This window comes from Clostridium sp. MCC344, from assembly GCF_018785365.1.
Classification (GTDB): domain Bacteria; phylum Bacillota; class Clostridia; order Lachnospirales; family Lachnospiraceae; genus Pilosibacter.
This window is the reverse complement of record NZ_WQPQ01000009.1, coordinates 50,249-73,332: the sequence shown is the minus strand read 5'-3', so window position 1 is coordinate 73,332 and position 23,084 is coordinate 50,249. Positions and strand designations below refer to the sequence as shown.

At 49.3% G+C, this 23,084-nt stretch carries 17 protein-coding genes and 1 other annotated feature; of the genes, 8 read left to right on the top strand and 9 right to left on the bottom strand.

The genetic code is table 11. From position 1 onward, the window contains the following. Window positions 1-24 precede the first annotated feature (24 nt). From rlmD to GPK90_RS02010, 4 genes are all read right to left on the bottom strand, one after another. Window positions 25-1,452 carry a 23S rRNA (uracil(1939)-C(5))-methyltransferase RlmD gene (rlmD, locus tag GPK90_RS02025; RefSeq protein ID WP_215702019.1) on the bottom strand — a complete coding sequence of 476 codons (1,428 nt, stop codon included), beginning with the start codon at window positions 1,450-1,452 and terminating at the stop codon, window positions 25-27. A 198-nt stretch (window positions 1,453-1,650) separates the two neighbouring features. Beyond that, entirely contained in the window at window positions 1,651-3,351 is a 1,701-nt protein-coding gene (locus GPK90_RS02020; protein WP_215702018.1) for a carbon starvation CstA family protein, read from the bottom strand. Between the two features lie 162 nt (window positions 3,352-3,513). Beyond that, window positions 3,514-3,785 (bottom strand) — a binding site (T-box leader). A 261-nt stretch (window positions 3,786-4,046) separates the two neighbouring features. Next, complete coding sequence (locus GPK90_RS02015) at window positions 4,047-4,991, bottom strand: 3'-5' exoribonuclease YhaM family protein (protein ID WP_118321794.1); 945 nt, start codon at window positions 4,989-4,991, stop codon at window positions 4,047-4,049. Window positions 4,992-5,047: 56 nt separating this feature from the next. Beyond that, complete coding sequence (locus GPK90_RS02010; protein ID WP_215702017.1) at window positions 5,048-6,373, bottom strand: S1C family serine protease; 1,326 nt, start codon at window positions 6,371-6,373, stop codon at window positions 5,048-5,050. A 391-nt stretch (window positions 6,374-6,764) separates the two neighbouring features. Here GPK90_RS02010 and GPK90_RS02005 point away from each other — a divergent pair, with 391 nt between their 5' ends. The 3 genes from GPK90_RS02005 to GPK90_RS01995 all read left to right on the top strand — a co-directional run bounded on the left by GPK90_RS02005 (window position 6,765) and on the right by GPK90_RS01995 (window position 11,443). Next, window positions 6,765-9,161 carry an endonuclease MutS2 gene (locus GPK90_RS02005; protein WP_118532237.1) on the top strand — a complete coding sequence of 799 codons (2,397 nt, stop codon included), beginning with the start codon at window positions 6,765-6,767 and terminating at the stop codon, window positions 9,159-9,161. A gap of 168 nt (window positions 9,162-9,329) precedes the next feature. Beyond that, the gene (locus GPK90_RS02000) at window positions 9,330-10,040 is read left to right on the top strand and encodes a response regulator transcription factor (protein ID WP_118298216.1); all 711 of its coding nucleotides are present in this window, start codon (window positions 9,330-9,332) and stop codon (window positions 10,038-10,040) included. Next, complete coding sequence (locus tag GPK90_RS01995; protein WP_215702016.1) at window positions 10,037-11,443, top strand: sensor histidine kinase; 1,407 nt, start codon at window positions 10,037-10,039, stop codon at window positions 11,441-11,443. The genes GPK90_RS02000 and GPK90_RS01995 overlap by 4 nt, the downstream gene beginning before the upstream one ends. Window positions 11,444-11,682: 239 nt before the next feature. Here GPK90_RS01995 and GPK90_RS01990 read toward each other — a convergent pair whose 3' ends face one another. After that, window positions 11,683-12,825 (bottom strand): M20 family metallopeptidase, encoded by a 1,143-nt coding sequence (locus tag GPK90_RS01990; protein WP_215702015.1) that lies wholly within the window; start codon window positions 12,823-12,825, stop codon window positions 11,683-11,685. A gap of 235 nt (window positions 12,826-13,060) precedes the next feature. Here GPK90_RS01990 and GPK90_RS01985 point away from each other — a divergent pair, with 235 nt between their 5' ends. The 5 genes from GPK90_RS01985 to GPK90_RS01965 all read left to right on the top strand — a co-directional run bounded on the left by GPK90_RS01985 (window position 13,061) and on the right by GPK90_RS01965 (window position 17,813). Then, a complete protein-coding gene (locus tag GPK90_RS01985) occupies window positions 13,061-13,681 on the top strand; it encodes an MBL fold metallo-hydrolase (protein ID WP_215702014.1) in 621 nt (206 codons plus the stop codon). A gap of 315 nt (window positions 13,682-13,996) precedes the next feature. Then, window positions 13,997-14,479, top strand: coding sequence for a LeuD/DmdB family oxidoreductase small subunit (locus GPK90_RS01980; RefSeq protein WP_015553998.1), 483 nt, complete (start codon window positions 13,997-13,999; stop codon window positions 14,477-14,479). Window positions 14,480-14,483: 4 nt separating this feature from the next. After that, window positions 14,484-15,734 (top strand): 3-isopropylmalate dehydratase large subunit, encoded by a 1,251-nt coding sequence (locus GPK90_RS01975; protein ID WP_118600269.1) that lies wholly within the window; start codon window positions 14,484-14,486, stop codon window positions 15,732-15,734. 326 nt (window positions 15,735-16,060) lie between these two features. After that, on the top strand, window positions 16,061-16,552 hold the full coding sequence (locus GPK90_RS01970) for a LeuD/DmdB family oxidoreductase small subunit (RefSeq protein WP_215702013.1): 492 nt from the start codon (window positions 16,061-16,063) through the stop codon (window positions 16,550-16,552). Between the two features lie 16 nt (window positions 16,553-16,568). Beyond that, on the top strand, window positions 16,569-17,813 hold the full coding sequence (locus tag GPK90_RS01965; protein ID WP_215702012.1) for a 3-isopropylmalate dehydratase large subunit: 1,245 nt from the start codon (window positions 16,569-16,571) through the stop codon (window positions 17,811-17,813). A gap of 171 nt (window positions 17,814-17,984) precedes the next feature. Here GPK90_RS01965 and GPK90_RS01960 read toward each other — a convergent pair whose 3' ends face one another. From GPK90_RS01960 to nrdD, 4 genes are all read right to left on the bottom strand, one after another. Next, window positions 17,985-19,364 (bottom strand): MATE family efflux transporter, encoded by a 1,380-nt coding sequence (locus tag GPK90_RS01960; protein ID WP_215702011.1) that lies wholly within the window; start codon window positions 19,362-19,364, stop codon window positions 17,985-17,987. Then, the gene (locus GPK90_RS01955; protein ID WP_215702010.1) at window positions 19,351-19,797 is read right to left on the bottom strand and encodes a MarR family winged helix-turn-helix transcriptional regulator; all 447 of its coding nucleotides are present in this window, start codon (window positions 19,795-19,797) and stop codon (window positions 19,351-19,353) included. The genes GPK90_RS01960 and GPK90_RS01955 overlap by 14 nt, the downstream gene beginning before the upstream one ends. A gap of 319 nt (window positions 19,798-20,116) precedes the next feature. Beyond that, window positions 20,117-20,668 (bottom strand): anaerobic ribonucleoside-triphosphate reductase activating protein, encoded by a 552-nt coding sequence (nrdG, locus tag GPK90_RS01950; protein WP_215702009.1) that lies wholly within the window; start codon window positions 20,666-20,668, stop codon window positions 20,117-20,119. Further along, window positions 20,668-22,857 (bottom strand): anaerobic ribonucleoside-triphosphate reductase, encoded by a 2,190-nt coding sequence (gene nrdD, locus GPK90_RS01945; protein WP_117503797.1) that lies wholly within the window; start codon window positions 22,855-22,857, stop codon window positions 20,668-20,670. The genes nrdG and nrdD overlap by 1 nt, the downstream gene beginning before the upstream one ends. Window positions 22,858-23,084: the final 227 nt, after the last annotated feature.

Genomic DNA, 23,084 nt, shown 5'->3' with positions numbered 1-23,084 from the left:
CGCTGAACTTTTAGTTAATTCTCGTCAGCAAGACGTGATATCTTTTTTAGTTAATAACGCTACCGTCTCCACATGCCCGGACATTCCGAACATATCGACGGTTCTGACGCGTTTTACAGCGTAACCGTTCTCCCCGAGATATTTCACATCTCTTGCCAACGTCGAGGAATCACAGCTCACATAAACGACCTTCTCCGGTGCCATCTTTACGATCGTCTCAAGGCAGAGCTCATCACATCCCTTTCTTGGCGGATCGACAACGATCACATCGGCTTTGATATGATTTTTTTCATACTGTTCCGGAAGAACCTCCTCGGCTTTTCCGACGAAGAATTCTACATTGTCAAGGCCGTTGCGCTTCGCATTCTCTCTCGCGTCCTCGATGGCAGCCGGGATGATCTCGACGCCGCAGACCTTCCCCGCCTTCTGTGCAAGGAAGGATGATATCGTTCCGATTCCACAGTAAAGATCCCATACGGTCTCGCCGCCGTTTAAATCAGCGAATTCCAGTGCTGTTCCGTAGAGACGTTCTGTCTGGACCGGGTTTACCTGATAGAACGATAGCGGAGAGATCCGATATTCGATGCTTCCGATCTTATCCGTGATATAACCCGGCCCGTAGAGATTTTTGATCTCAGTTCCCAGGATCACGTTTGTCTTTTCCATATTGAAGGACAGGGAGATACTGTCCGCGCCGACTTCACGCATCCGCTCGATGAACTCTTTCTCATGGGGCAGCTTCTTTCCGTTGATCACGAGACATACCATATGTTCACCGCTGGCGAAACCTTTTCTCAAGAGGACATGGCGGACGAGTCCTTTATGATTCGCCTCGTCGTATGGCTCAACGCCGAAATCTTCCATAAATTTCAGCACTGCCGCCAGATAATCCTTATTTTCCCCACAGCCAAGCAAACAGTCCAGCTCCGGTACCGAGATCAGGGAGTGGGTCCGTCCGGCAAAGAATCCGGCCGTCGGTTTTCCGTCCTTTCCGCGTCCGATCGGATACTGCGCTTTGTTGCGGTATCTCCACGGGTCTTCCATTCCGATGATCGGTTCCATGATGACTGCGTCCGGCACTCCTGCTGCCTGGTCCGCCTCTTCCGGCAGGAACAGGTTTTCCATGCCGCCGATACGTTTTAAATGATTGTATACTTTCTTTTCCTTGAATTTTAACTGTTCTTTATAGTCCAGTTCCTGAAGCTGGCATCCGCCGCAAGCTCTCGCCACCGGACATTTCGCCTCCACGCGGCCTTTTGCCGGGGTGATGACGCGCACGAGGCGGGCAAAGCCGTAATTTTTTTTCATTTTCATGGCTGACGCCTCGATCGTATCCCCGATCAGGGCATCCTTCACGAACCAGATATATCCGTCCACGCGGCCGATACCTGCACCGTCCTCCCCCATATCCTCGATGGTCACTGTAAATTTATCGTTCTTCTTGATTTCCATGTTTTGTTCCTTCTATAATAAATATTGTGATTTTCTAAGTTTTCTTAAGTATACAGGAATTCCTCTCGCATTTGCAACCCCTCAACACATAAACAGAACGAAAAAACCGACTTTCCATGCCCCGCAGAGAATCTGTGGAACCGGAAAGCCGGTCTCTATTCATCAAATATACAAGTTACACATTATGTAAACCGCAATTTATGCTCTCGCCTCAGAACCTGCCTTCTTGTTTAACAGTTCCTTACCGGATGTGACAACGATGATCACGCCGAGAACCATAAGCAGGATTGCAACGATGAGCTGAAGTCCCTCAACCATAAATACTGCAGTACCTGCGCTGAATGCGCCTACAAGAGCGATGGTTCTCTGAACCAGTGCTGTGAAGGTTACGCAGAGCATGATCACGCACGGTACGATCAGGGTCTTGTTCTGTCTGCCTGTTACTTTTAAGAATACGCAGAGAGTGATCAGAACAAGTGCGCTTAACAGCTGGTTTGCGCTTCCGAATAACGGCCAGATGTTGGAGTAGCCGACTCTTGTGAGGACATAGCCAAATGCAAGTGTGATAACTGTGGATACATACTTGTTGCAGAGGAATTTTCTCCAGCCCTCTGCGTGCTCCATATCGTCTACGGAGAAGAGTTCCTGGAAGGACATACGACCGATACGTGCTACTGCATCAAGGCTTGTAAGAGCAAGTGCAGATACACACATAGTCATGAAGCACTGTGCGATGTAGATCGGAAGACCGAACATCTCAAGAAGTCCTGCAACACCTGCAGAGAAGATCTGGAACGGAGTTCCTGCAGCTGCAGTACCGTCAGCGGCTGCAGCTGCGCCTGCTACGCAGAGTGCAAGTACGGCTAAGAGGCTCTCAAGAACCATAGCGCCGTAGCCAACTTTTAACATATCTTTCTCGTTCTCAACGGTCTTGGAGGAAGTACCGGAGGAAACAAGGCTGTGGAAACCGGAAACGGCTCCGCATGCTACGGTTACGAAAAGGATCGGGAACATGTTTCCAAGCTTCTCATTTGTAAAACCTGTGTACATCGGAAGGTTCATGTTCGGATGCGCAACAACAATACCGACAACAGCGCCGAGGATCATTCCTGCAAACATGAATGTTGTCATGTAGTCACGCGGCTGCTTTAAGAGCCACATCGGAAGAACAGATGCAAAGAAGATATACGCAAATGTGAATCCTGTCCATGCGTCCTTACCGCCGATCAACGGAAATGCCATACCGATTGCAAGAGATGCAACCGTGCATGCAAGTCCTACGAAGAACTCGCCCTTACCTTCAAGGTTGAGCTTCTTCTGAAGAACACCGAAAACCATAGCAAATACGATAAATGCGATGGAAATGGAGCCTGCGGCGCCGTTTGTCTGAGCCGCCGCTGCCAGCTCTGTAACGCCATCCTTAACCGTATAAGCATTGAATGTGCCTGCAACCATGTCAGCAAAGGCTGCGATAACAATCAAGGTAAATAACCAACAGAAGATCAGGAATAACCGCTTACCGGTCTTACCGATGTACTTTTCGATCAGAAGTCCCATGGACTTACCTTCGTTCTTTACACTTGCGTAAAGAGCTCCGAAGTCTGTGACAGCTCCGAAGAAGATACCGCCGACAAGGATCCAGAGAAGAACCGGAACCCAGCCGAATGCAGCCGCCTGGATGGCACCCGTTACAGGACCGGCACCTGCGATAGAAGAAAACTGGTGTGAGAAAACGATCCAGCCGTTTGTCGGTACATAGTCCTGTCCATCTTCATGTGTATAGGCAGGTGTTTTTGCCTTCGGGTCGATGCCCCAGGTCTTTGCCAGCCAGCGTCCGTATACCATATATCCGCATAACAGACACACAGCTGCGATGAGAACGATTACTAATGTGTTCATGTCATTTCACTCCTTTGTAAATTCATTTTGTCATACCGGAATGTCGCAAGTTCCGGTCCCTGTAGTCCATCCATATTCAAACGATCCTGAAAATACGGCAAAAATCGCTGTGGAATCTACGTACAAAACAAAAAATCCCTCGTCTCCACAGGGATCACTCCCTTAGAAGACGAAGGATCTAACATTCTCCGCGTTACCACTTCTGTTGCCGGAAAACCGGCCTCTCAGTCCCATCCTCCTCAAGTATCTGCTGTACTCTCAGATGAATCGGTCCCCTTTTAACGGTGAGGTTTCCGTCCGGAATTACTATACTGAGCTGTTCATCCCGGCTGCTTCCAGGTGATAACCTTCTAATTTCCTATCTGCCTCGCACCATCCGGCAGCTCTCTGAATGAGGTTCTGTTAGAAAGTCCTGTCCCGTTCATCGCATTTGAATATGAACAACAATCATTTTAGTCAGAAAATTGATTTTGTCAACCGCTTCTTTTTTATCTTTGCACGTTCTTATCGCTTTCCAGCGCACATAAGTCTTTGTATAACGGACATACTTTCTTATGTGTCCGTCTCCAGCAAATTCACAGTGAAATTTTGCACGATTTATCGAATTGGACGGACCAATTTTTCTACAACTTACAAAACCTGCCGTCTGCATCTTTTTCAGTGCATAACGGCAGGTTCTCTCTATTCTCTATCTTCTATTCTTCGCTCGTACGGCGAACATTTGTCTCCATGAAGCGGTTATAACCGAGCCATCCCATGTTGTCACCGGCTCCTCTTAACACCTCTGTCATCGTCTCCATTCTCGCGTCCGCATTGTCCGCAAGGTTCAGCGCCATCGCCTCGATCAGCGCCGGTTTCTTTGGGGAACCGTATTCCAGCTCGCCATGGTGGGCAAGAATGCAGTGGATCAGCTCACTCTCCAGTTTTTTCGGGAATCCCGGCATCGCATCGATCCGTTCCTTTACCATCTGGGAACCAATGATGATATGTCCGAGAAGCTGTCCGTCATCCGTATAATCATTGGCCGGGAATGCAGAAAGTTCCTTTGTCTTTCCGATATCATGGAACATCGCTGCTGTTAGAAGAAGATCGCGGTTGATCAGCGGATACTGTTTGCTGAAATAGTCGCACATCTTCACGACACTTAACGTATGCTCTAAAAGTCCGCCGACAAAACCGTGGTGAACACTCTTTGCCGCTGAGTGGAAGGAAAATGCCTTCATAAATTCCGGATCATTAAAATAACCGGATGCAAGTTTTCTCAGATATTCATTTTTGATCGTCGTAATGTACTGAATCAGTTCATGCTGCATCGCAGGGATATCCTTCGTCGTCACCGGAAGATAATCTGCCGGATGGTACTCACCTTCGTCTGCCTTGCGGATCCTCTTTACGTTTAACTGGTTCTGTCCCTGGAATAGGGTCACATCCGCATCGACATATACATAATCCAAAGCGGAAAACTCATTGATCCCCGGAGAACTCAGCTCCCAGATCTTCGCGTCAACGGTTCCCGTCTTATCCTGAAGTACAAGAGATCCGTACTCTTTTCCATTTTTTGTAAGTGCGATCTGTTTTGTTTTGCACAGATATACATCCGAAATGTGATTTCCTTCCCGGAATGTTTCAATAAATCTCATAATTTCTCCTTTTCTGATCGGTCATACTTCTCACACAATCGCTGAGCCAGGTATGTTTACCTGGCTCCGATCGTTACCTGATACTCTATTTCTTTATATTCATCAATAGACTTCCGTTTTACTGTAACTTTCACGGTATCCCCGGTCTTTGTCTCCTCCAGCCGGTTCTGGAAGTCCCGGATCGTCTGGATCTCCAGATCATCAAACTTTGTCAGGATATCCCCGTTCTGGATTCCCACATTATAAGCCGGCCCATCTGCAATGGAATCTGTAATATACACACCGCTCGGGATCCCGCTCTCCATCATCGCGGAGGTCACATCCTGGCCGCGGATTCCAAAATACGGAGCGGACTGTCCGTTTGTGAGTTTCTGGAGCACGCCCTTGTACTCCGAAATCGGCATTGCCATCGTCCTATCTTCCGCCTGTGTGTTGTCCCCGGCCTGATAAATGGACGTCGCCCAACCCACAAGCTGACCGGAAAGATTTATAAGGAATGTTCCCTCATCCGCATGACTCTCAAATTCTGTATACAGGATACGGGTCTGACCGTCCACTGCCTGGACACCTTTCGCCACATAGGAGATCAGTCCCTGTTTGACGGAATGGACATGTCCGGACGGACTTCCCACTGCGAGGACCATGTCCCCGGTGCGGACGGAATAGGAATTTCCAAGCTCCACCGCCTTCATCCAGTTTACCGTCTGTTCTTCAATATCAGCGATCTTCGCACTGACAACCGCCATCCCGGCTGTTGAATCCTGGGATTTTAATTCCACTGCCGCTATTGATCCATCCCCGAAGGTCACACGCAGGGAATCAGCTCCCGCCACTGCGCTCTGTTCTGTTAAGATCAGCGCTTCGCTTGGGTTTACCGCGATAATGATCCCGGCGTACTGTCCCGTCGTCTCGATAGGGTTGTCAAACCAGTCCACATCGTTTTTCACCGCCGAGACTGTCACGATGCTTTTTTCTGATTCCAGGTAGATGTTCCGGAACGCATCGTTGAACTCGGTCAGGTTTTTCGTCGTCCAGGGGAACTTTTCCATGGCATCCCCAACGATCTTTTCCACCTCGTCCTTCAGGTCTTCCGAGCGGATCCCCTCTCCTGTGGTCTCCGCCATCGTCTCCACCGGTGTCGGTTCGCCGGACGGATCCTGGTCGCGCTCGATCGTGATCGGCGCGGATGTTGCCGGCTGGTCTTTTCCCAGAATTTTTTTTGCTGTCGGAAGGGATACCACAAAGCTTACCGCCGCAACGCCGCCGAAAACAACCGCAAAAAGAACATAGCACAGGATCCGGCCTGCGGCCCTGCGCTTATCGATCGGGGGTTTTACGATCTTTTCTCTCATAAAATTTTTTTCGTTAGGTGTATCTGACATGAAAAAATCTCCTTTTCATATCTCGCAGCAATCCGGAATTCTTTCTGCTGCGGGCAAATATCCATCAAGATCCTGTCACATTTGCGGATTCTTTGCTTTTAGCCTATCTTTTTTCCATTATAATTTTTTTCTACTTATTATGCAAGAAAAACTTGGTGCCCACGGGTCCTGAGTGAGAGCATCCCTGTTACTTTTCACAGGAAAAAATCCCTATGATATTTGAACTGTTTGTGTTATACTTTTTCTGTGCAGACAGGCATCTTCGCCTGAAATCTCTGCATATTCCATAAAAAGGAATCTTGTTACCGGACACGGGCGTCCCTGCCCGCGCACTGTAACTGGCAGTGAATGAAATCAAATATCTGCCATTGAAAGGAAAAAGGATCGACCTATGAATCAGAAAGTATTAAAAACACTTGAATATTATAAAATCATTGAACGCCTGACTGACTGTGCGGCGTCTGAACCCGGAAAGAAGATGTGCCGGGAACTGACCCCGTCCTCAGATTTTAACGAGATCGTTCAGGCGCAGACGGAAACCGCGGACGCTGTAACCCGAGTCCGCCAGAAAGGAAGTCTCTCACTGGCCGGAGTCCGGGATGTGAGAGATTCTTTAAAACGCCTGGAGATCGGCAGTTCCTTAAGCATTATGGAACTCCTCTCCGTCAGCGGACTTCTGACATGCGCGGCGCGTGCGAAAAACTACGGCCGTCACCCGGAAAATACAGAGCTGCCTGACGATTCTCTTGATGAGATGTTCCGGACACTGGAACCGCTGACAAATGTCAACAGTGAGATCACCCGCTGTATTCTCGGAGAAGATGAGATCGCCGATGACGCAAGTCCGGGACTCCACCATGTCCGCCGCCAGATGAAGATCACCGCGGACAAAGTCCACACTCAGCTGAACGCGATCTTAAATTCCAGCCGGACCATGCTGCAGGACGCCGTAATTACGATGCGCGACGGGCGTTACTGTCTCCCGGTCCGCGCGGAGTACAAGAGCCAGTTTGCCGGAATGGTCCACGACCAGTCCTCCACCGGTTCCACACTCTTTATCGAGCCGATGGCGATCATCAAATTGAACAATGAGCTGCGTGAACTGGAATTAAAAGAGCAGAAAGAGATCGAGATGATCCTGGCTGCCCTGAGTACCGAACTTGTTCCGTATATCGAGCCGATCACAACAGATTTTGAGATCCTGACAAAGCTGGATTTCATCTTCGCGAAGGCGGCCCTGGCCAGGATCTACAACTGTTCCATGCCGAAATTCAACCGGAAAGGTTACATCCATATCAAAGACGGCCGTCATCCGCTCCTCGACCCGAAAAAGGTCGTTCCGATCAATATCTGGATGGGAAGAGATTTCGACCTGCTGATCGTGACCGGACCGAATACCGGCGGTAAGACCGTCTCCCTAAAGACGGTCGGCCTGTTTACCCTGATGGGACAGTCCGGACTTCAGATCCCGGCTTTTGACGGATCAGAACTTTCCGTCTTTGATGAAGTCTTCGCGGATATCGGCGACGAGCAGAGCATCGAGCAGAGTTTAAGTACCTTCTCCGCCCATATGACGAATATTGTGAAGATCTTAAATCAGGCAGACAGCCACTCTCTCTGTCTTTTCGATGAGCTGTGTGCCGGAACAGACCCGACGGAAGGTGCCGCACTGGCGATCTCCATCCTGTCCTTCCTTCACAATATGAAGTGCCGGACCATGGCGACCACCCACTACAGTGAGTTAAAGGTATTTGCCCTGTCTACTCCGGGTGTCGAAAATGCATGCTGCGAGTTCAATGTCGAGACACTTCGTCCGACCTACAAGCTCCTCATCGGAATTCCGGGAAAGAGCAACGCGTTCGCGATCTCCAAGCAGCTCGGTCTGCCGGATTATATTATCGACGACGCGAAAACACACCTCGAATCCAATGATGAGGCATTTGAGGATCTTCTCGCGAACCTCGAACAGAGCCGCGTGACGATCGAGAAAGAGCGTGAAGAGATTGCAAGCTATAAAGAAGAAATCTCCCGCTTAAAGAAGAATATCGAGCAGAAGGAAGAGCGTCTTGACGAGCGGAAAGAAAAGCTCTTAAAGAATGCCAACGAGGAAGCACAGCGGATCCTGCGCGAAGCAAAGGAGACCGCTGACCAGACGATCCGGAATATCAACAAGCTCGCCGCAAGTTCCGGTGTCGGAAAAGAACTGGAAGCCGAACGGACAAAGCTCCGCGAAAAGTTGGACAAAGTCGATAAAAACTTAAGTCTCAAGAACAATAAGGGACCGAAAAAGACGATCTCGCCGAAGAAATTAAAGATCGGCGACGGTGTCAAAGTTCTCACGATGAACTTAAAGGGAACTGTCAGCACACTGCCGAACGCAAAAGGCGATCTCTATGTGCAGATGGGGATCCTGCGCTCCCTTGTGAATATCAAAGATCTGGAACTTTTAGACGAGGCATCCGTATCCGGACCGGGACTCGATCCGGCTGCCATGAAGCGGAACAACACGGGAAGCGGAAAGATCAAGATGGCGAAGTCCTTCTCTGTCTCCCCGGAAGTCAATCTGATCGGAATGACCACGGACGAGGCGATGCCTGTCCTCGACAAATATCTGGATGACGCTTACCTCGCCCATCTTCCGCAGGTCCGCGTTGTACACGGACGGGGAACCGGTGCTCTGAGAGCTGCGGTCCATAAGCATCTGAAAAAGCTCAAATATGTGAAAGAATTCCGGCTCGGTGAGTTCGGAGAAGGTGATACGGGAGTTACTATTGTGACCTTCAAGTAACTTTTAATCGAAACTACCTTGGATTTTGCCAGAGCGATGCTGCTTTGAAGTTATGTCAACCGCAAAGGTTTCGATTTTACCTGAAATCATATAGGAAATGGAAACCTGCCCTGCTTTACAGGCAAAAATCTCAATCTTTACGATAAACTTTAGAAGGAGGAGACCTCCATGGTCGATAAACAGAGAATTCTCATCGTTGATGATGACGAGAATATTGCAGAGTTAATTTCCCTCTACCTGATGAAAGAATGTTATGATACAAAGATCGTCGGGGACGGAGAATCCGCCCTGAAGGAGGTTCCGGTCTTTAAGCCGAACCTGATCCTTCTCGACCTGATGCTGCCGGGCATGGATGGCTATCAGGTCTGCCGGGAGATCCGAACGACCTCCCAGGTACCGATCATCATGCTGTCCGCAAAGGGCGAGGTCTTCGACAAAGTTTTAGGTCTGGAGCTCGGTGCTGACGACTATATGATCAAGCCTTTCGATTCAAAAGAACTTGTCGCCAGAGTCAAGGCTGTTCTCCGCCGTTATCAGGCGGCTCCGGTCAGCATATCCGCTGCGACAAAACAGCAGGGCGAATATGTGGAGTATCCGAACCTGATCGTCAACCTGACGAACTATTCAGTCCTCTATAAAGGCCATTCGGTCGACATGCCGCCAAAGGAGCTGGAACTCTTATATTTCCTTGCTTCCTCCCCGAATCAGGTCTTCACCCGTGAGCAGCTGCTGGACCATATCTGGGGATATGAGTATATCGGCGATACCCGGACCGTAGACGTCCACATCAAACGCCTTCGCGAGAAGATCCGCGACGATGAAAACTGGGCGCTGTCCACCGTCTGGGGGATCGGTTATAAATTCGAGGTAAGACGATGACCCGTTCTCTTTACAGTAAATTCCTTCTGGGATATCTCGTCTTCGGTCTTCTGGGATTCATTTTTATCGCGACCATGTCCTCCGAGATCACTTACCGGTATCTTCTGGAGGAACGATCCGAATCCCTCTATGATGAGGCAAATCTTCTCGCCTCCACCTACAGCGATATCTATCAGGGAAAAAATATCAGTCTTTCGACAGCCAACCCGCAGCTACAGGCTGTCGCCACTTACTTAAAGGCCCAGGCCTGGGTCATCAACCAGAAAGGCAGCGTCGTTGCGGAGACATCTCCTGCCTCCCACATCGGCACCTCCATCGATGGTTTTGACCCCACAGCGGCGGGAAACCGCTCGTACATGACCGGCAGATTTTTCGGCATGTTTGATGAGGACATGCTGTCTGTCATCGCACCGATCACAGGAAATTTTAACACGTATGGATACGTGGTGATCCACATGCCTATCGAACAGATCGTTCATGGGGAAGACCGTATTCTGAACATTGTATACATTACGGCACTGGTCATCTTCATCCTGTCCCTGATTATTCTCCTCGTCTTCACAAAAACCGTTTTCTTCCCTTTAAAGAAGATCACGGAAGGCGCAAAAGAATATGCGGCCGGGAACTTAAATCACACGATCAAGGTAACTTCCGCCGACGAGATGGGATATCTTGCTAATACTTTAAATTATATGTCCAGTGAGTTAAATAAAATGGAGGAATACCAACACTCCTTCATCGCGAACGTCTCCCATGACTTCCGCTCCCCGCTGACCTCGATCAAAGGATACCTCGAGGCGATCAAGGACGGAACGATCCCGCCGGAACTTTACGACAAATACCTCGGCATTCTGATCTCTGAAACCGAGCGTCTGAACAAGCTCACGCAGGGCATGCTGACGTTAAATTCTCTCGACAGCAAAGGATTCCTGACCCGCAGCAACTTCGACATCAACCGCGTTATTAAAGATACTGCGGCAACCTTTGAAGGAACCTGCAATGCCAAGGATATCGTTCTGGATCTCACCTTCGCTGCGGATATCCAGATGGTGTATGCGGATCTCGGTAAGATCCAGCAGGTACTCTACAATCTGATCGACAACGCCATTAAATTCAGCCGTGAGAATTCTGTAATCTATATCCAGACTTCGCTGAAGTACGAGAAAGTCTTTGTTTCCGTGAAGGATACGGGAATCGGTATTCCGAAGGAAAGTATCAAGAAGATCTGGGACCGCTTCTATAAGTCGGATCTCTCCAGAGGAAAAGATAAGAAGGGAACAGGACTCGGGCTGGCGATCGTAAAAGAGATCATACAGGCACACGGGGAAAATATTGATGTGATCAGCACCCAGGGGGTCGGGTCGGAATTTATCTTTACGCTGCCGAAAGCGACGGCACTGTAATACAGCCAAACATCCGGACACAGAAATATCTATTCTGTGTCCGTTTTTTGTTACTCGCATCTCGCGCGGTCGTTTGCGACAATCTATATTTTCGCACAGTGCACAAAAAATCTCTGTCTGGACACACCTCGACGTGTCCGGGCAGAGATTTTTATTTCTGTCAATTTCTTTAGTTTCCTTAGATTTCTTTCATCTTCGTCCTAGTCGCATGAACAACCACCTTCATGCTTTGTTATTTTTTATGACCGGCCGGACATCATATCAAGTCCTGTCATTGCCAGCACCTTTACTGCGGCAGTGAGAGCACGTCTTCCTGCTTCGCCTCCTGCAGCCTCCGCAAATGCTGCTGTATGGGTTCCTAATCCTTCGCCCACACCGATATAGAACTGGGCAGCCGGAAGTGCCTGAGTTACATTGCCGACATCCGTGGATCCGATTCCCTGAGTCAGATCACGGGGGATATGATGTTCTCCAATGAAATCCATGTTCTTTTCCACTGCTGTCACAAGTTCCCTGTTGTTGCGGACATCTTTTATCAGATAGCCATTCTGCTGAATTTCCACATCTACACCGGCGCAGATGGCTGCGCCTTTCGCACACCGGTCTATCACGGAGATCACATCTTTCAGGTACTCCGCATCCAGTGCCCTGATATTAAATTTGCAGACTGCTCTCTCCGGAACGATATTTACTACGGTTCCGCCTTCCAGGATAATTCCATGAACCCTCGTGTAATCCTTAAAATGAAGTCTCTGGGAATCTACCGCATGGAACATCTGGAGAACTCCGTTTAACGCACTGGCCCCCATCCACGGGCACGCTGCGGTATGTGCCGGTTTTCCGGTGAAGGTATAGGTCTTATTTACGGCTGCAAATGAGATATCATCTGCCATGGACATATCACTCGGATGCATGATCAGCGCCATATCCACACCATCGAAGATTCCTTCGTCCAGCATCGTGATCTTTCCGCTTCCGTTTTCCTCTGCCGGTGTTCCAAGAACCTTCAGGGTTCCGCCGATCCCGTATTTTTCCATGATCTCTTTTAATATCACACCGGCGCCGGCTCCGCTGGTGCCGATCAGATTGTGTCCGCATGCATGTCCAATTTCAGGGAGCGCGTCGTACTCGCACATAAACGCAAAGGTCAATCCCGGCTTTCCGCTCTGGTATTCCGCCACAAATGCGGTCTCCAGAGAGCCGGCTCCCCGCTGTACTTTAAAGCCATGCTTTTCCAGCAGCCCGCATAGCTGATCCTGCGCCAGCGTTTCATGGTATGCCAACTCCGGATGAGCAAATATGTATGCACTGACAACCTCAAACTCATCCCGGTGTTTCTCCGCCAATGTTTCAATCTCGTGCTTTACCTGTGTAAGATCCATCGCCATTTCCTCCTGTTATGCCCGATATTATATCCACTATTATACTGCTTTTTCTCCCGATTTCTCAAGCACTGATCACATGAATTTCTCACTCTGGCACAGATGGGGTTACTGTTCACGCCTTGTGTAAACCAGATGGGTCCTTTCTTTTCGTCCATTGAATCTCCTGGCGTTTCATGATAAAATATAGTCATCTGCCCAATCATTTCTAACTGCTCGAGAGGAGGACATAATTATGAATTCTATTTCTATCACCTGGAATGGTCATTCCTGTTTTACCGTTGAAAAAGATGGTTTTTCCATTGTTTTTGATCCATATGGCCCGAATACAGTACCGGGACTCGCTCCGCTTTCCCTCACCGCGGACATGGTACTCTGCAGCCACGAGCACGGTGACCACGGATACACGGACGCAGTAACCTTAAAGCACAGCGGGACAAAAAACCCGTTTTCCATCACGAAGATCGACACCTGGCATGACCCGGAACAGGGAGCCCTCCGTGGACCGAACCGGATCCACATTTTAGAATCAGATGGACTTAAAATTGCCCATATGGGTGACATCGGATGTCCTCTTACCAGAGAACAAAAGGATCTGTTAAAGCATCTCGACGCGATCCTGATCCCTGTGGGCGGTTATTATACGATCGATGCGGTCCAGGCGAAGGCTGTGGTGGATGACCTCGCGCCCCGCGTTGTGATCCCGATGCATTACCGCTCCGACCACTTCGGCTATCCGGTGATCGGACGGCTGGAGGAATTTACGGGACTCTGCCGGAATGTGGTGGAGTACGACTCCACCACACTGGTGCTGACGGCTGAGACGAGACCGCAGACGGCGGTTTTAAAGCTGTAATAAACCAATAAGTTCCATTTTTGCTGCAGTTTTCCGTGATGATCCGACCGGCAGTGTAAAAATACAGCCGTCATGTCCGTTCAAATACAGAGTTTAACTGCAGCAATTTTTATGGCCTTTTCCCGGCGTTGGAAAGCATCATAATTTTATAACTTTAAGTTATGTGCCATATCAATACGCGCCATTTTATTTATGCCTGATCCTATGCTATAATGAGGAAACGAAAGAATTCATGAACTGTTAAGGCGGCTGACGGTCTGGATTTTTGCAGCTGTCTTTTAATATTTCTTAGATAAGAAAGGAACATATAAAGTCATGGCAGAAGGAACGATCTTTAAATTTCATAATGACCTTGATACCGATCAGATCATTGCATCCCAGTATCTGCTCTTACCAAATCTGGAAGAGATGAAAGAGCACACATTCGAGTCTCTTGACCCGGATTTCCCGAAAAAAGTAAAACCTGGTGATTTTGTTGTCGGCGGCGAGAACTTCGGCTGCGGTTCTTCCAGAGAACAGGCACCGGGCGTCTTAAAAGCTCTCGGCGTACAGGCTGTTGTTGCGAAATCCTTCGCGAGGATCTTCTACAGAAATGCCATCAACATCGGACTTCCGGTTATCGTCTGTAAAGACCTGCCGGATGATGTAAAGACCGGTGACACCATGGAACTTTCCATGTCTGACGGAACTGCCCACGCAAACGGAAAGACATATTCCTGCACAAAGCTGCCGGAATACATGCAGAACATCTTAAATCAGGGCGGACTGATCGCTTCTTTAAACCGTGAGGAGGACTAAGACAATGGGAATGACGATTGCAGAAAAGATCATTGCGGCGGCAGCCGGAGTTGACTACGTAAAACCGGGAGATATCCATACTGTAACATTAGACCGTATGATGAGTAACGACGGAACTACCCATCTGACCGTTGACATGTACCGCAATAAATTAAAACATCCGCATATCGCGGACACAAAAAAGATGGTATTCATTGTAGACCACAATGTTCCATCCGACTGCCCGAAGACAGCGGCATCCCAGAAGAAGATGCGCGACTTCGCGAAGGAAAACAACATTGATTTCTGGGAGGGAAAAGGCGTCTGCCACCAGGTCATGATGGAACATTATGTATGTCCGGGTGAACTGATCTTCGGTGCTGACAGCCACACCTGCTCTTACGGCGCTCTCGGTGCCTTCGGTACCGGCGTTGGATGTACCGATCTCCTCTACGGCATGGTGACAGGAAAATCCTGGGTTCTCGTTCCGGAGACTGTAAAATTCAACCTCGTCGGAAAGCTGCCGGAAGGCGTTTACGCGAGAGACCTGATCTTGACCATCATCGGCACCATCGGCGCAAACGGCTGCAACTACCAGGTTATGGAGTTCACAGGCGAGGGCGCTAAGACATTGAGCATCAGCGAGCGTATGGTCCTCTGCAACATGGCTGTCGAGGCAGGTGCCAAGACCGGTATCTTCGAGCCGGACGAGAAAGCTATCGAATACCTGGAAGCTCACGGAAGAAAGCCGAAGGCACTCTTTAAGAGCGATCCGGATGCTGTATACGCGAGAGAATATACCTTTGACCTCTCCAAGATCCGTCCGGTAGTGGCAAAACCAGACTTCGTTGATAATCTGGTTCCGGCTGAGGAAGTCCGCGGCGTGAAGATCGACGAGGCATTCTTAGGTTCCTGCAACAACGGACGTATCGAGGATCTGAGAGTCGGCGCTTCCATCATTAAAGGAAAGAAGGTCGCTGAAAAAGTCCGTTTCCTTGTGGTTCCGGCAAGCCAGACTGTTTACCTTCAGGCTCTGAAGGAAGGCCTGATCGACATCTTCATGGAAGCCGGCGCAATTGTTATGAACCCGAACTGCAGTGTATGCTGGGGCAGCTGCCAGGGTGTGATCGGCGAGAACGAAGTCCTGATCAGCACCGGTACGAGAAACTTCAAGGGCCGCGCAGGTCATCCGAGCTCCAAGGTATATCTTGGATCCGCAGCGACGGTTACGGCGTCTGCTATTAAGGGCGAAATTGCATTAGCAAGTGATTTATAATCTGCACAGATTTGTAAAGACTATTTTCACTTCTGCCTGTACTTTTATACAGGCAGAAGTGTCGTTCCACCAGTAATGCCCCTATACATAGAATAAATGTAACTATTCAGTACCTTCATAGTTACGTGCAAAAATCCATTCCAGATCAGCTTCGCTGATGGGATTTTTGCCTTCCAGCCTATGTTTTCTTACGGTCAGCGCAGCAAGTGCGCAGACCCACTGAACAGTTACGGATAAATTACTTATTGGTATTTGCCAGAATGATACGGCAATATGCATTTTTGAATATGATCACTATATTTGTATAGAAATCGAGGACTTTTACCATGGAAAAAATGACTGGAAAGGTCTGGGTTCTGGGCGATGACATCGACACCGATATCATCATCCCGACCGAGTACCTTGCATTAAAGACCATTGACGACATGAAACAGTATGGATTTTCCCCGCTCCGCCCGGAGCTGGCTGCCCAGATCAAGCCCGGTGACATCATCGTTGCTGGAAAAAACTTCGGCTGCGGTTCTTCCAGAGAACAGGCACCGGAGATCATCAAAGCGTTGGGAATCCAGTGCGTGATCGCGAAATCCTTCGCGAGGATCTTCTTCCGCAACTCCATCAACAACGGCCTGCTCCTCATCGAACAGCCGACACTCTACGATGACATCCAAGAGGGCGATACCGTATCCGTTGTGATGAACGAGCACATCGACTACAACGGAAAAGAATACCCGATCGCGTCTCTTCCTGAGAACCTGATGGACATTATCCGCGCAGGCGGCCTTGTCAAGGCCATGCGCAAGCTGAATGGTTTGGACTGAACGGGAGGAAAACGAAATGGGAAAGACTGTAATTGAGAAGATCGTTGAACATAACACCGGCAGGTCCGTAAAGCCGGGCGATATCGTGACCGTAAATGTTGACCGCGTCATGATCCACGACATTTTTATTCCGTTCGTGGCGGAGAAATTTAAAGAGATGGGCTTTGAAAAGCTGTGGGATCCGGATAAGGTCGTTCTGATCTATGACCACCTTGTTCCGGCAAGCCAGCTTGACGATACAAGACATTTCCATGTCGGCGATGCGTTTGCCGCAAAATATGGCATGACCCACGTCCACAGAAGCGACGGAATCTGCCACCAGTTAATGACAGAAGCCGGATATGTAAAACCGGGCGATGTTGCCTTCGGTACAGACAGCCACACAACAACCTACGGCTGTGTCGGCGCATTCTCCTCCGGAATCGGATATACGGAGATGGCCAGCATCCTGGGAACCGGAACCATGTGGATCCGTGTGCCGGAGACCATCAAAGTCGTTATCAACGGAAAACTGCCGGAGAATGTTATGTCCAAGGACGTAATTCTCCGTCTCATCGGTGATCTCGGCGCGGACGGCGCTACTTATAAGGCTCTGGAGTTCTCCGGAAGCGCAGTGGAGAGCATGACAGTCGCAAGCCGTATGACGATCTCCAACATGGCCATTGAGGCCGGCGCAAAGTGCGCTCTGTTCACACCGGACGAGAAGACGGCGGAATACTGCAATGTTACCTTAAATGACTACCAGAAGAGTCTTTTCGGCGACGCAGACGCAAATTACTGCCGCGTGATGGAATACAACGCCGAGGACTTCGTTCCGGTTATGGCATGTCCGTCCCAGGTCGACAAGATCCGCAATGTCAGCGAACTTGAGGGCACAGAGATCGATCAGGTATTCATCGGTTCCTGCACAAACGGACGGCTTGAGGATCTGGCTGCGGCTGCCGAAGTCTTAAAGGGCAAGAAAGTAGCGAACTTCGTGAAGCTCATCGTAACTCCTGCCAGCCGAAAGATCTACAGACAGGCCGCTGACCTTGGAATCCTTGAGACACTGGCCGAGTCAGGTGCTATGATCACCCATCCGGGCTGCGGTCTCTGCTGCGGACGCGCAGGCGGCATCCTGACAGACGGTGAACGTGTTGTCGCTACCAACAACCGTAACTTCCTTGGGCGAATGGGAACATCCAAAGTCCAGATCTATCTCGCCTCCCCGAGAACGGCTGCGGCATGCGCGGTGGCTGGTAAGATCGTTTGTCCGGAATAAACGGGTGTCTCTTATTCCGCCAGCCTGAATTTCAGGTCAGCGTAGGATAAATTAGATTTATATTCATAAAAAATTAAGGTCGAAAGTTTCAAATTCGTATTGGAAGTTGAAACTTTCGACCTTTTATATTGCTTAAATTATGTTTTTCGGGATTGTCTTTTCCCATATCCCTTACGCCGCTGCTTTCTTTGTACCCTCAATGAGTCTCAGCGCTTTCCTGAACTGGATCGCAAAAATAATCGCCGTAAACGTCACCGCAATCGTGTCCGCGATCGGCTCCGCCATGTAGACACCCATCGTTTTATTGCTGACGAACATCGGAACGATGAAGATTAACGGAAGCAGAAGCACGAATTTACGCACAACCGCCACGATGATCGAACATACTGCATATCCGATGGCAACGAAGGTCATCTGGCAGGCGAGCTGGATTCCAAAGAGGAACATCGCACCGCAGTAGATCCGCAGAGCGCCTGCAGTGAAGGAAACGAGTTCTGGATCGGAGCTGAAGATTCCCGCGAAGGTTGCCGGGAAAAGCTGGACAAAGAACCAGAACAACGTGGAATAGATCAGGGAGATCACGAGATGGAGCTTGAATGTCTTCTTCATACGGTCGATATTTCTCGCTCCGTAGTTATAGCTCATGATCGGCTGTGCGCCCTGTCCGATTCCCTGAAGCGGCAGCATTGCAAACTGCATCGTACTTGTAAGGATCGTCATGGCACCGACTGCCAGATCTCCGCCGTACTTTAACAGGGAAGAGTTAAAGCATACCGAGATAACACTCTCGCTGGACTGCATCACAAACGTAGAAAGTCCCAGCGCAAGACACGGGAAAACGATAGACGGAACCGGCTTTAAATACTCCTTTTTGATCCGTAAGAAGGTCTTCTTTCCGGTCAGGAACGCGAGAACCCATCCGCAGGATACCGCCTGAGAGATGATCGTCGCGAGAGCCGCACCCTTTACGCCCATGCCAAACCCGAAGATAAAGATCGGGTCCAGAATGATGTTGCAGACAGCTCCGATGGTAACCGTCAGCATACTGGTCTTTGAAAATCCCTGGGCCGTGATGAACATGTTCATGCCTAACGTCATCTGGACAAAGATCGTTCCGACAGCGTAAATACTCATGTAATCAACCGCATAGCCGATAGTGTTCTCACTGGCTCCAAAAGTCAAGAGCATGGAGCGGCCAAACAACAGTAAGACTGCTGTCAGGATCGCAGAAATGATGATCTGAACCGTAAAACAGCCGCTGAGAATCTTCTCCGCAGAATCCATATCATCTTTTCCCATAAAGATCGACGCTCTCGGCGCACCGCCGGAGCCGACGAGAGCCGCGAAGGCGGAAACCACCATAATGATCGGCAGGCAGACGCCGACACCGGTCAGGGCGAGACTTCCGCTTCCCGGGATATGTCCAATGTAGATCCGGTCAACGATGTTGTACAGCATGTTGACGATCTGTGCGATGACAGATGGAACGGCAAGCTTGAAAAGAAGCTTTCCGATCGGCTCTGTCCCAAGAAATTCTTTACTGTTGTTCATGCAGTTTTCCTTCTTTCCTGTAATCTGAGATGTTTGAATTGATCCGGTTCATAAGTTCGAACAGCATCCGGTGCTCTTCCGGGGTGAATCCGCGGCAGATGATTTCGGCGGCCCGTTTCTGGACGTTTTTCCCGTCAGAGACCATCGGCGCAGCAGCGTCCGTGAGTTTCAGATGGATCGTCCGCCGGTCCGTCCCATAATATTCCCCTGTGAGCAGTCCGCGCTCTTCCAATGAGCGGACAGACATGGAGACATGGGACTTTGTGAACGCCCGCTTCTTGATGATCTGGACAGCAGTGTCGCACTCCGGATTGTTGGCGAGAAACAGCAGGATATTGAATTCCATCTGGGTCAGCCCGTATTTTTTGCAGACCGGATCAATGAGCCCCGTATAGAAATCCCGGCTGTCCGCCATAAAATCAACAAATTTCATGTGTATCACCTCTGGTTCAAAAGTGAACTGTTCTATTTAGAACTATATTAGTATACGAGAATACTCTCCAAAAGTCAAGAGCAGCGGCAGCTCTAAGCCTATCCAGATGCCATATCCAGACTTCATTTTTCACATGATGTCCTTACCTGCACTACAGATTTTATAAAAAAAGAAGTGCCTTTTGTGAGACAGGGAATTTCTCGGAATTTCCTATTACATCAAAAAAATCCGGCAGTCAAGTTGTCTTACAGAATCAAAAATCCCTGTAAAACAACCCAACTGCCGGATCTTTCCTTTATATTCGATCTGTCTTCATATTTTAATTAAACTTCATCGAGATCCCCCGGCTCATCAGAGCATGCCAGACGATCTCCTCTGTTTCCAGAGACTTTTTCACGTCGATGATCCTCTGGTTCTCCGAACCGCGGAATGCCAGTGCCACGCTGTAGAGCTCCTGAACAAACTCGCCGTCCACGAGGACATCGATCAGGCTTAACATCTCATCCGTACACTCACATCTCGCCCGGCTCTCACCGAGAAGCTCTTTATCGAAAAGATAACCGGTATAGCACCAGATATTTTTCTTCGGGAATCTCTTGCGCACTTTCTTTAAGAACGGGAGAAGTGCCCGCTGGTTCTCCGGCTCAAAGGGTTCTCCGCCAAGAAGCGATAATCCATCCACATAATCCGGCTCCAGCGCCTTTAATAACATCTCTTCCGTCTCTTCCGTAAACGGCTTTCCATATCCGAAATCCCACGCCACATCATTAAAGCAATTTTTACAGTGATGTGTACAGCCGGACACAAAGAGGGACACGCGGACTCCCTCACCGTTTGCAATATCACATGTTTTGATCTCTCCGTAATTCATTACAGGTGCAGTACCCTTTCCTTAATTTCCTGTGTTCTGCCCTGATTCCAGAACTGTGTTCCGATGTATCCGCAGGTACGTCTTGCAACGTTGAGCTTGCTCTGATCACGGTTTCCGCAATGCGGGCATTCCCATACGAGCTTTCCGTCATCCTCGATGATCTTGATCTCGCCGTCGTAGCCGCATACCTGACAGTAATCGCTCTTCGTATTTAACTCCGCGTACATGATATTGTCATAGATGTAGCGGATGACCTGAAGAACAGCCGGGATATTATCCTGCATGTTCGGAACTTCCACGTAGCTGATCGCTCCGCCCGGGGACAGTGCCTGAAATTCAGACTCTAATTTTAACTTACTGAAGGCGTCGATCGGTTCCGTTACATGTACATGGTAGCTGTTCGTGATGTAGTTTCTGTCGGTTACGCCCTTTACGATACCGAAACGTCTCTGGAGACTCTTCGCAAAAGAGTAGGTTGTGGATTCCAGCGGAGTTCCGTAGATGCTGTAATCGATATTCTCCGCCTCTTTCCACTTCGTGCAGTAGTCATTTAACTTCTGCATGATCTCAAGACCGAGTTTCTTTCCTTCCGGCTCAGTTAATTTCTTCTCAATTAAGCTGTATACACATTCCCACAGGCCTGCATATCCCAGAGAAAGTGTGGAATATCCGTCATAGAGGAGCTTGTCGATGGTCTCACCTTTCTTTAAGCGGGCAAGCGCGCCATACTGCCAGAGGATCGGAGCCGCGTCGGATAAGGTTCCTTTTAATCTCTCGTGGCGGCAGCGCATTGCGCGGTGGCAGAGTTCCATTCTCTCATCAAAGATCTCCCAGAACCTGTTCATGTCTTTTCTTGCGCTGAGTCCGATATCAACAAGGTTTACCGTCACAACGCCCTGATTGAAGCGGCCATAATACTTGCGCTCGCCTTCCCGGTAGTTTCCTGCATTCGCAAGGTTTCCTTTTACGTAGGAACGGTCCGGGGTCAGGAAGGAACGGCAGCCCATGCATGTATACACATCGCCCTTTAACTCCCGCATCTTCTTCGCGGAGATGTAGTCCGGAACCATGCGCTTTGCGGTACATTTTGCCGCAAGCTCTGTTAAATAATAATACGGTGCATCCGGAGTGATATTGTCCTCATCGAGAACATAGATCAGCTTCGGGAATGCCGGTGTGATCCATACGCCGGCTTCATTTTTAACGCCGAGATATCTCTGTTTTAAGGTCTCCTCGATGATCATCGCAAGGTCTTTTTTCTCCTGCGGATTCTTTGCCTCGTCGAGGTACATGTAAACGGTAACGAATGGTGCCTGTCCGTTTGTGGTGAGGAGTGTTACGACCTGATACTGGATCGTCTGGATTCCCTTCGTGATCTCTCTGCGGAGACGCTCCTCCGTGAGCTTATCGATCTGATCCTCTGTCACAGCAATTCCAAGATCCTTCATCTCGCCGATCACTTCCTGACGGATCTTCACTCTCGATACCTGAACGAACGGAGCGAGATGCGCAAGGCTGATGCTCTGTCCGCCGTACTGGTTGCTGGCAACCTGGGCGATGATCTGGGTCGCGATGTTGCAGGCTGTGGAGAAGCTGTGCGGGCGCTCGATCAGTGTCTCGCTGATCACGGTGCCGTTCTGCAGCATATCCTCCAGGTTTACAAGATCGCAGTTGTGCATATGCTGTGCAAAATAGTCGGAGTCATGGAAGTGAATGATTCCCTGCTTATCCGCCTCAACAATATCTTCCGGAAGAAGAAGTCTTCTCGTGAGATCCTTGCTGACTTCGCCAGCCATATAGTCACGCTGTACGCTGTTGACCGTCGGATTCTTGTTGGAATTTTCCTGCATAACCTCTTCGTTGTTGCACTCGATCAGGGACAGGATCCGGTTGTCCGTCGTATTTGCTTTCCGCACCAGAGAGCGGTCATAGCGGTAGCGCACATAATTTTTTGCGATCGCAAAAGCACCGATCGCCATCAACTGGTTCTCGACCATATCCTGGATCTCTTCTACGGACACCGCACGTCCCAGCTTATTGCACTTGTACTCTACATAATCCGCGATATCCGTAAGCTGTTCCGGTGCCAGATAGGCATTTTCTGTGGCGTTGCATGCCTTCTGGACCGCATTCACGATCTTGAGCGTGTCAAAACTTTCCTCCGCTCCGTTTCTTTTGATGATCTTCATCCCTGATTCCCCGTTTCATTTCATTGTGTTGGCAGAATTGTCCGCTTTACGCACAACTGCCGTTGCCTGTTTTTCTCTTCTGTCTATTCTGCTAAAAAACACAGCTGACCTACAGGTCCGCGCATTTACTGGCCGGCCTCAGGCATGTACATTTCAGTTGCTGATAGTTTTCTTGGTTGTATATACAGTTTGTTTTTTTCAGAATTATACAGAAATTTTATCTGATT

What these genes read in the sequence shown, in the direction of transcription:
- rlmD (WP_215702019.1), bottom strand. Translation starts at nt 1,452, where the DNA reads ATGGAAATCAAGAAGAACGATAAATTTACAGTGACCATCGAGGATATG.
- GPK90_RS02020 (WP_215702018.1), bottom strand. Translation starts at nt 3,351, where the DNA reads ATGAACACATTAGTAATCGTTCTCATCGCAGCTGTGTGTCTGTTATGC.
- GPK90_RS02015 (WP_118321794.1), bottom strand. Translation starts at nt 4,991, where the DNA reads ATGAGATTTATTGAAACATTCCGGGAAGGAAATCACATTTCGGATGTA.
- GPK90_RS02010 (WP_215702017.1), bottom strand. Translation starts at nt 6,373, where the DNA reads ATGTCAGATACACCTAACGAAAAAAATTTTATGAGAGAAAAGATCGTA.
- GPK90_RS02005 (WP_118532237.1), top strand. Translation starts at nt 6,765, where the DNA reads ATGAATCAGAAAGTATTAAAAACACTTGAATATTATAAAATCATTGAA.
- GPK90_RS02000 (WP_118298216.1), top strand. Translation starts at nt 9,330, where the DNA reads ATGGTCGATAAACAGAGAATTCTCATCGTTGATGATGACGAGAATATT.
- GPK90_RS01995 (WP_215702016.1), top strand. Translation starts at nt 10,037, where the DNA reads ATGACCCGTTCTCTTTACAGTAAATTCCTTCTGGGATATCTCGTCTTC.
- GPK90_RS01990 (WP_215702015.1), bottom strand. Translation starts at nt 12,825, where the DNA reads ATGGATCTTACACAGGTAAAGCACGAGATTGAAACATTGGCGGAGAAA.
- GPK90_RS01985 (WP_215702014.1), top strand. Translation starts at nt 13,061, where the DNA reads ATGAATTCTATTTCTATCACCTGGAATGGTCATTCCTGTTTTACCGTT.
- GPK90_RS01980 (WP_015553998.1), top strand. Translation starts at nt 13,997, where the DNA reads ATGGCAGAAGGAACGATCTTTAAATTTCATAATGACCTTGATACCGAT.
- GPK90_RS01975 (WP_118600269.1), top strand. Translation starts at nt 14,484, where the DNA reads ATGGGAATGACGATTGCAGAAAAGATCATTGCGGCGGCAGCCGGAGTT.
- GPK90_RS01970 (WP_215702013.1), top strand. Translation starts at nt 16,061, where the DNA reads ATGGAAAAAATGACTGGAAAGGTCTGGGTTCTGGGCGATGACATCGAC.
- GPK90_RS01965 (WP_215702012.1), top strand. Translation starts at nt 16,569, where the DNA reads ATGGGAAAGACTGTAATTGAGAAGATCGTTGAACATAACACCGGCAGG.
- GPK90_RS01960 (WP_215702011.1), bottom strand. Translation starts at nt 19,364, where the DNA reads ATGAACAACAGTAAAGAATTTCTTGGGACAGAGCCGATCGGAAAGCTT.
- GPK90_RS01955 (WP_215702010.1), bottom strand. Translation starts at nt 19,797, where the DNA reads ATGAAATTTGTTGATTTTATGGCGGACAGCCGGGATTTCTATACGGGG.
- nrdG (WP_215702009.1), bottom strand. Translation starts at nt 20,668, where the DNA reads ATGAATTACGGAGAGATCAAAACATGTGATATTGCAAACGGTGAGGGA.
- nrdD (WP_117503797.1), bottom strand. Translation starts at nt 22,857, where the DNA reads ATGAAGATCATCAAAAGAAACGGAGCGGAGGAAAGTTTTGACACGCTC.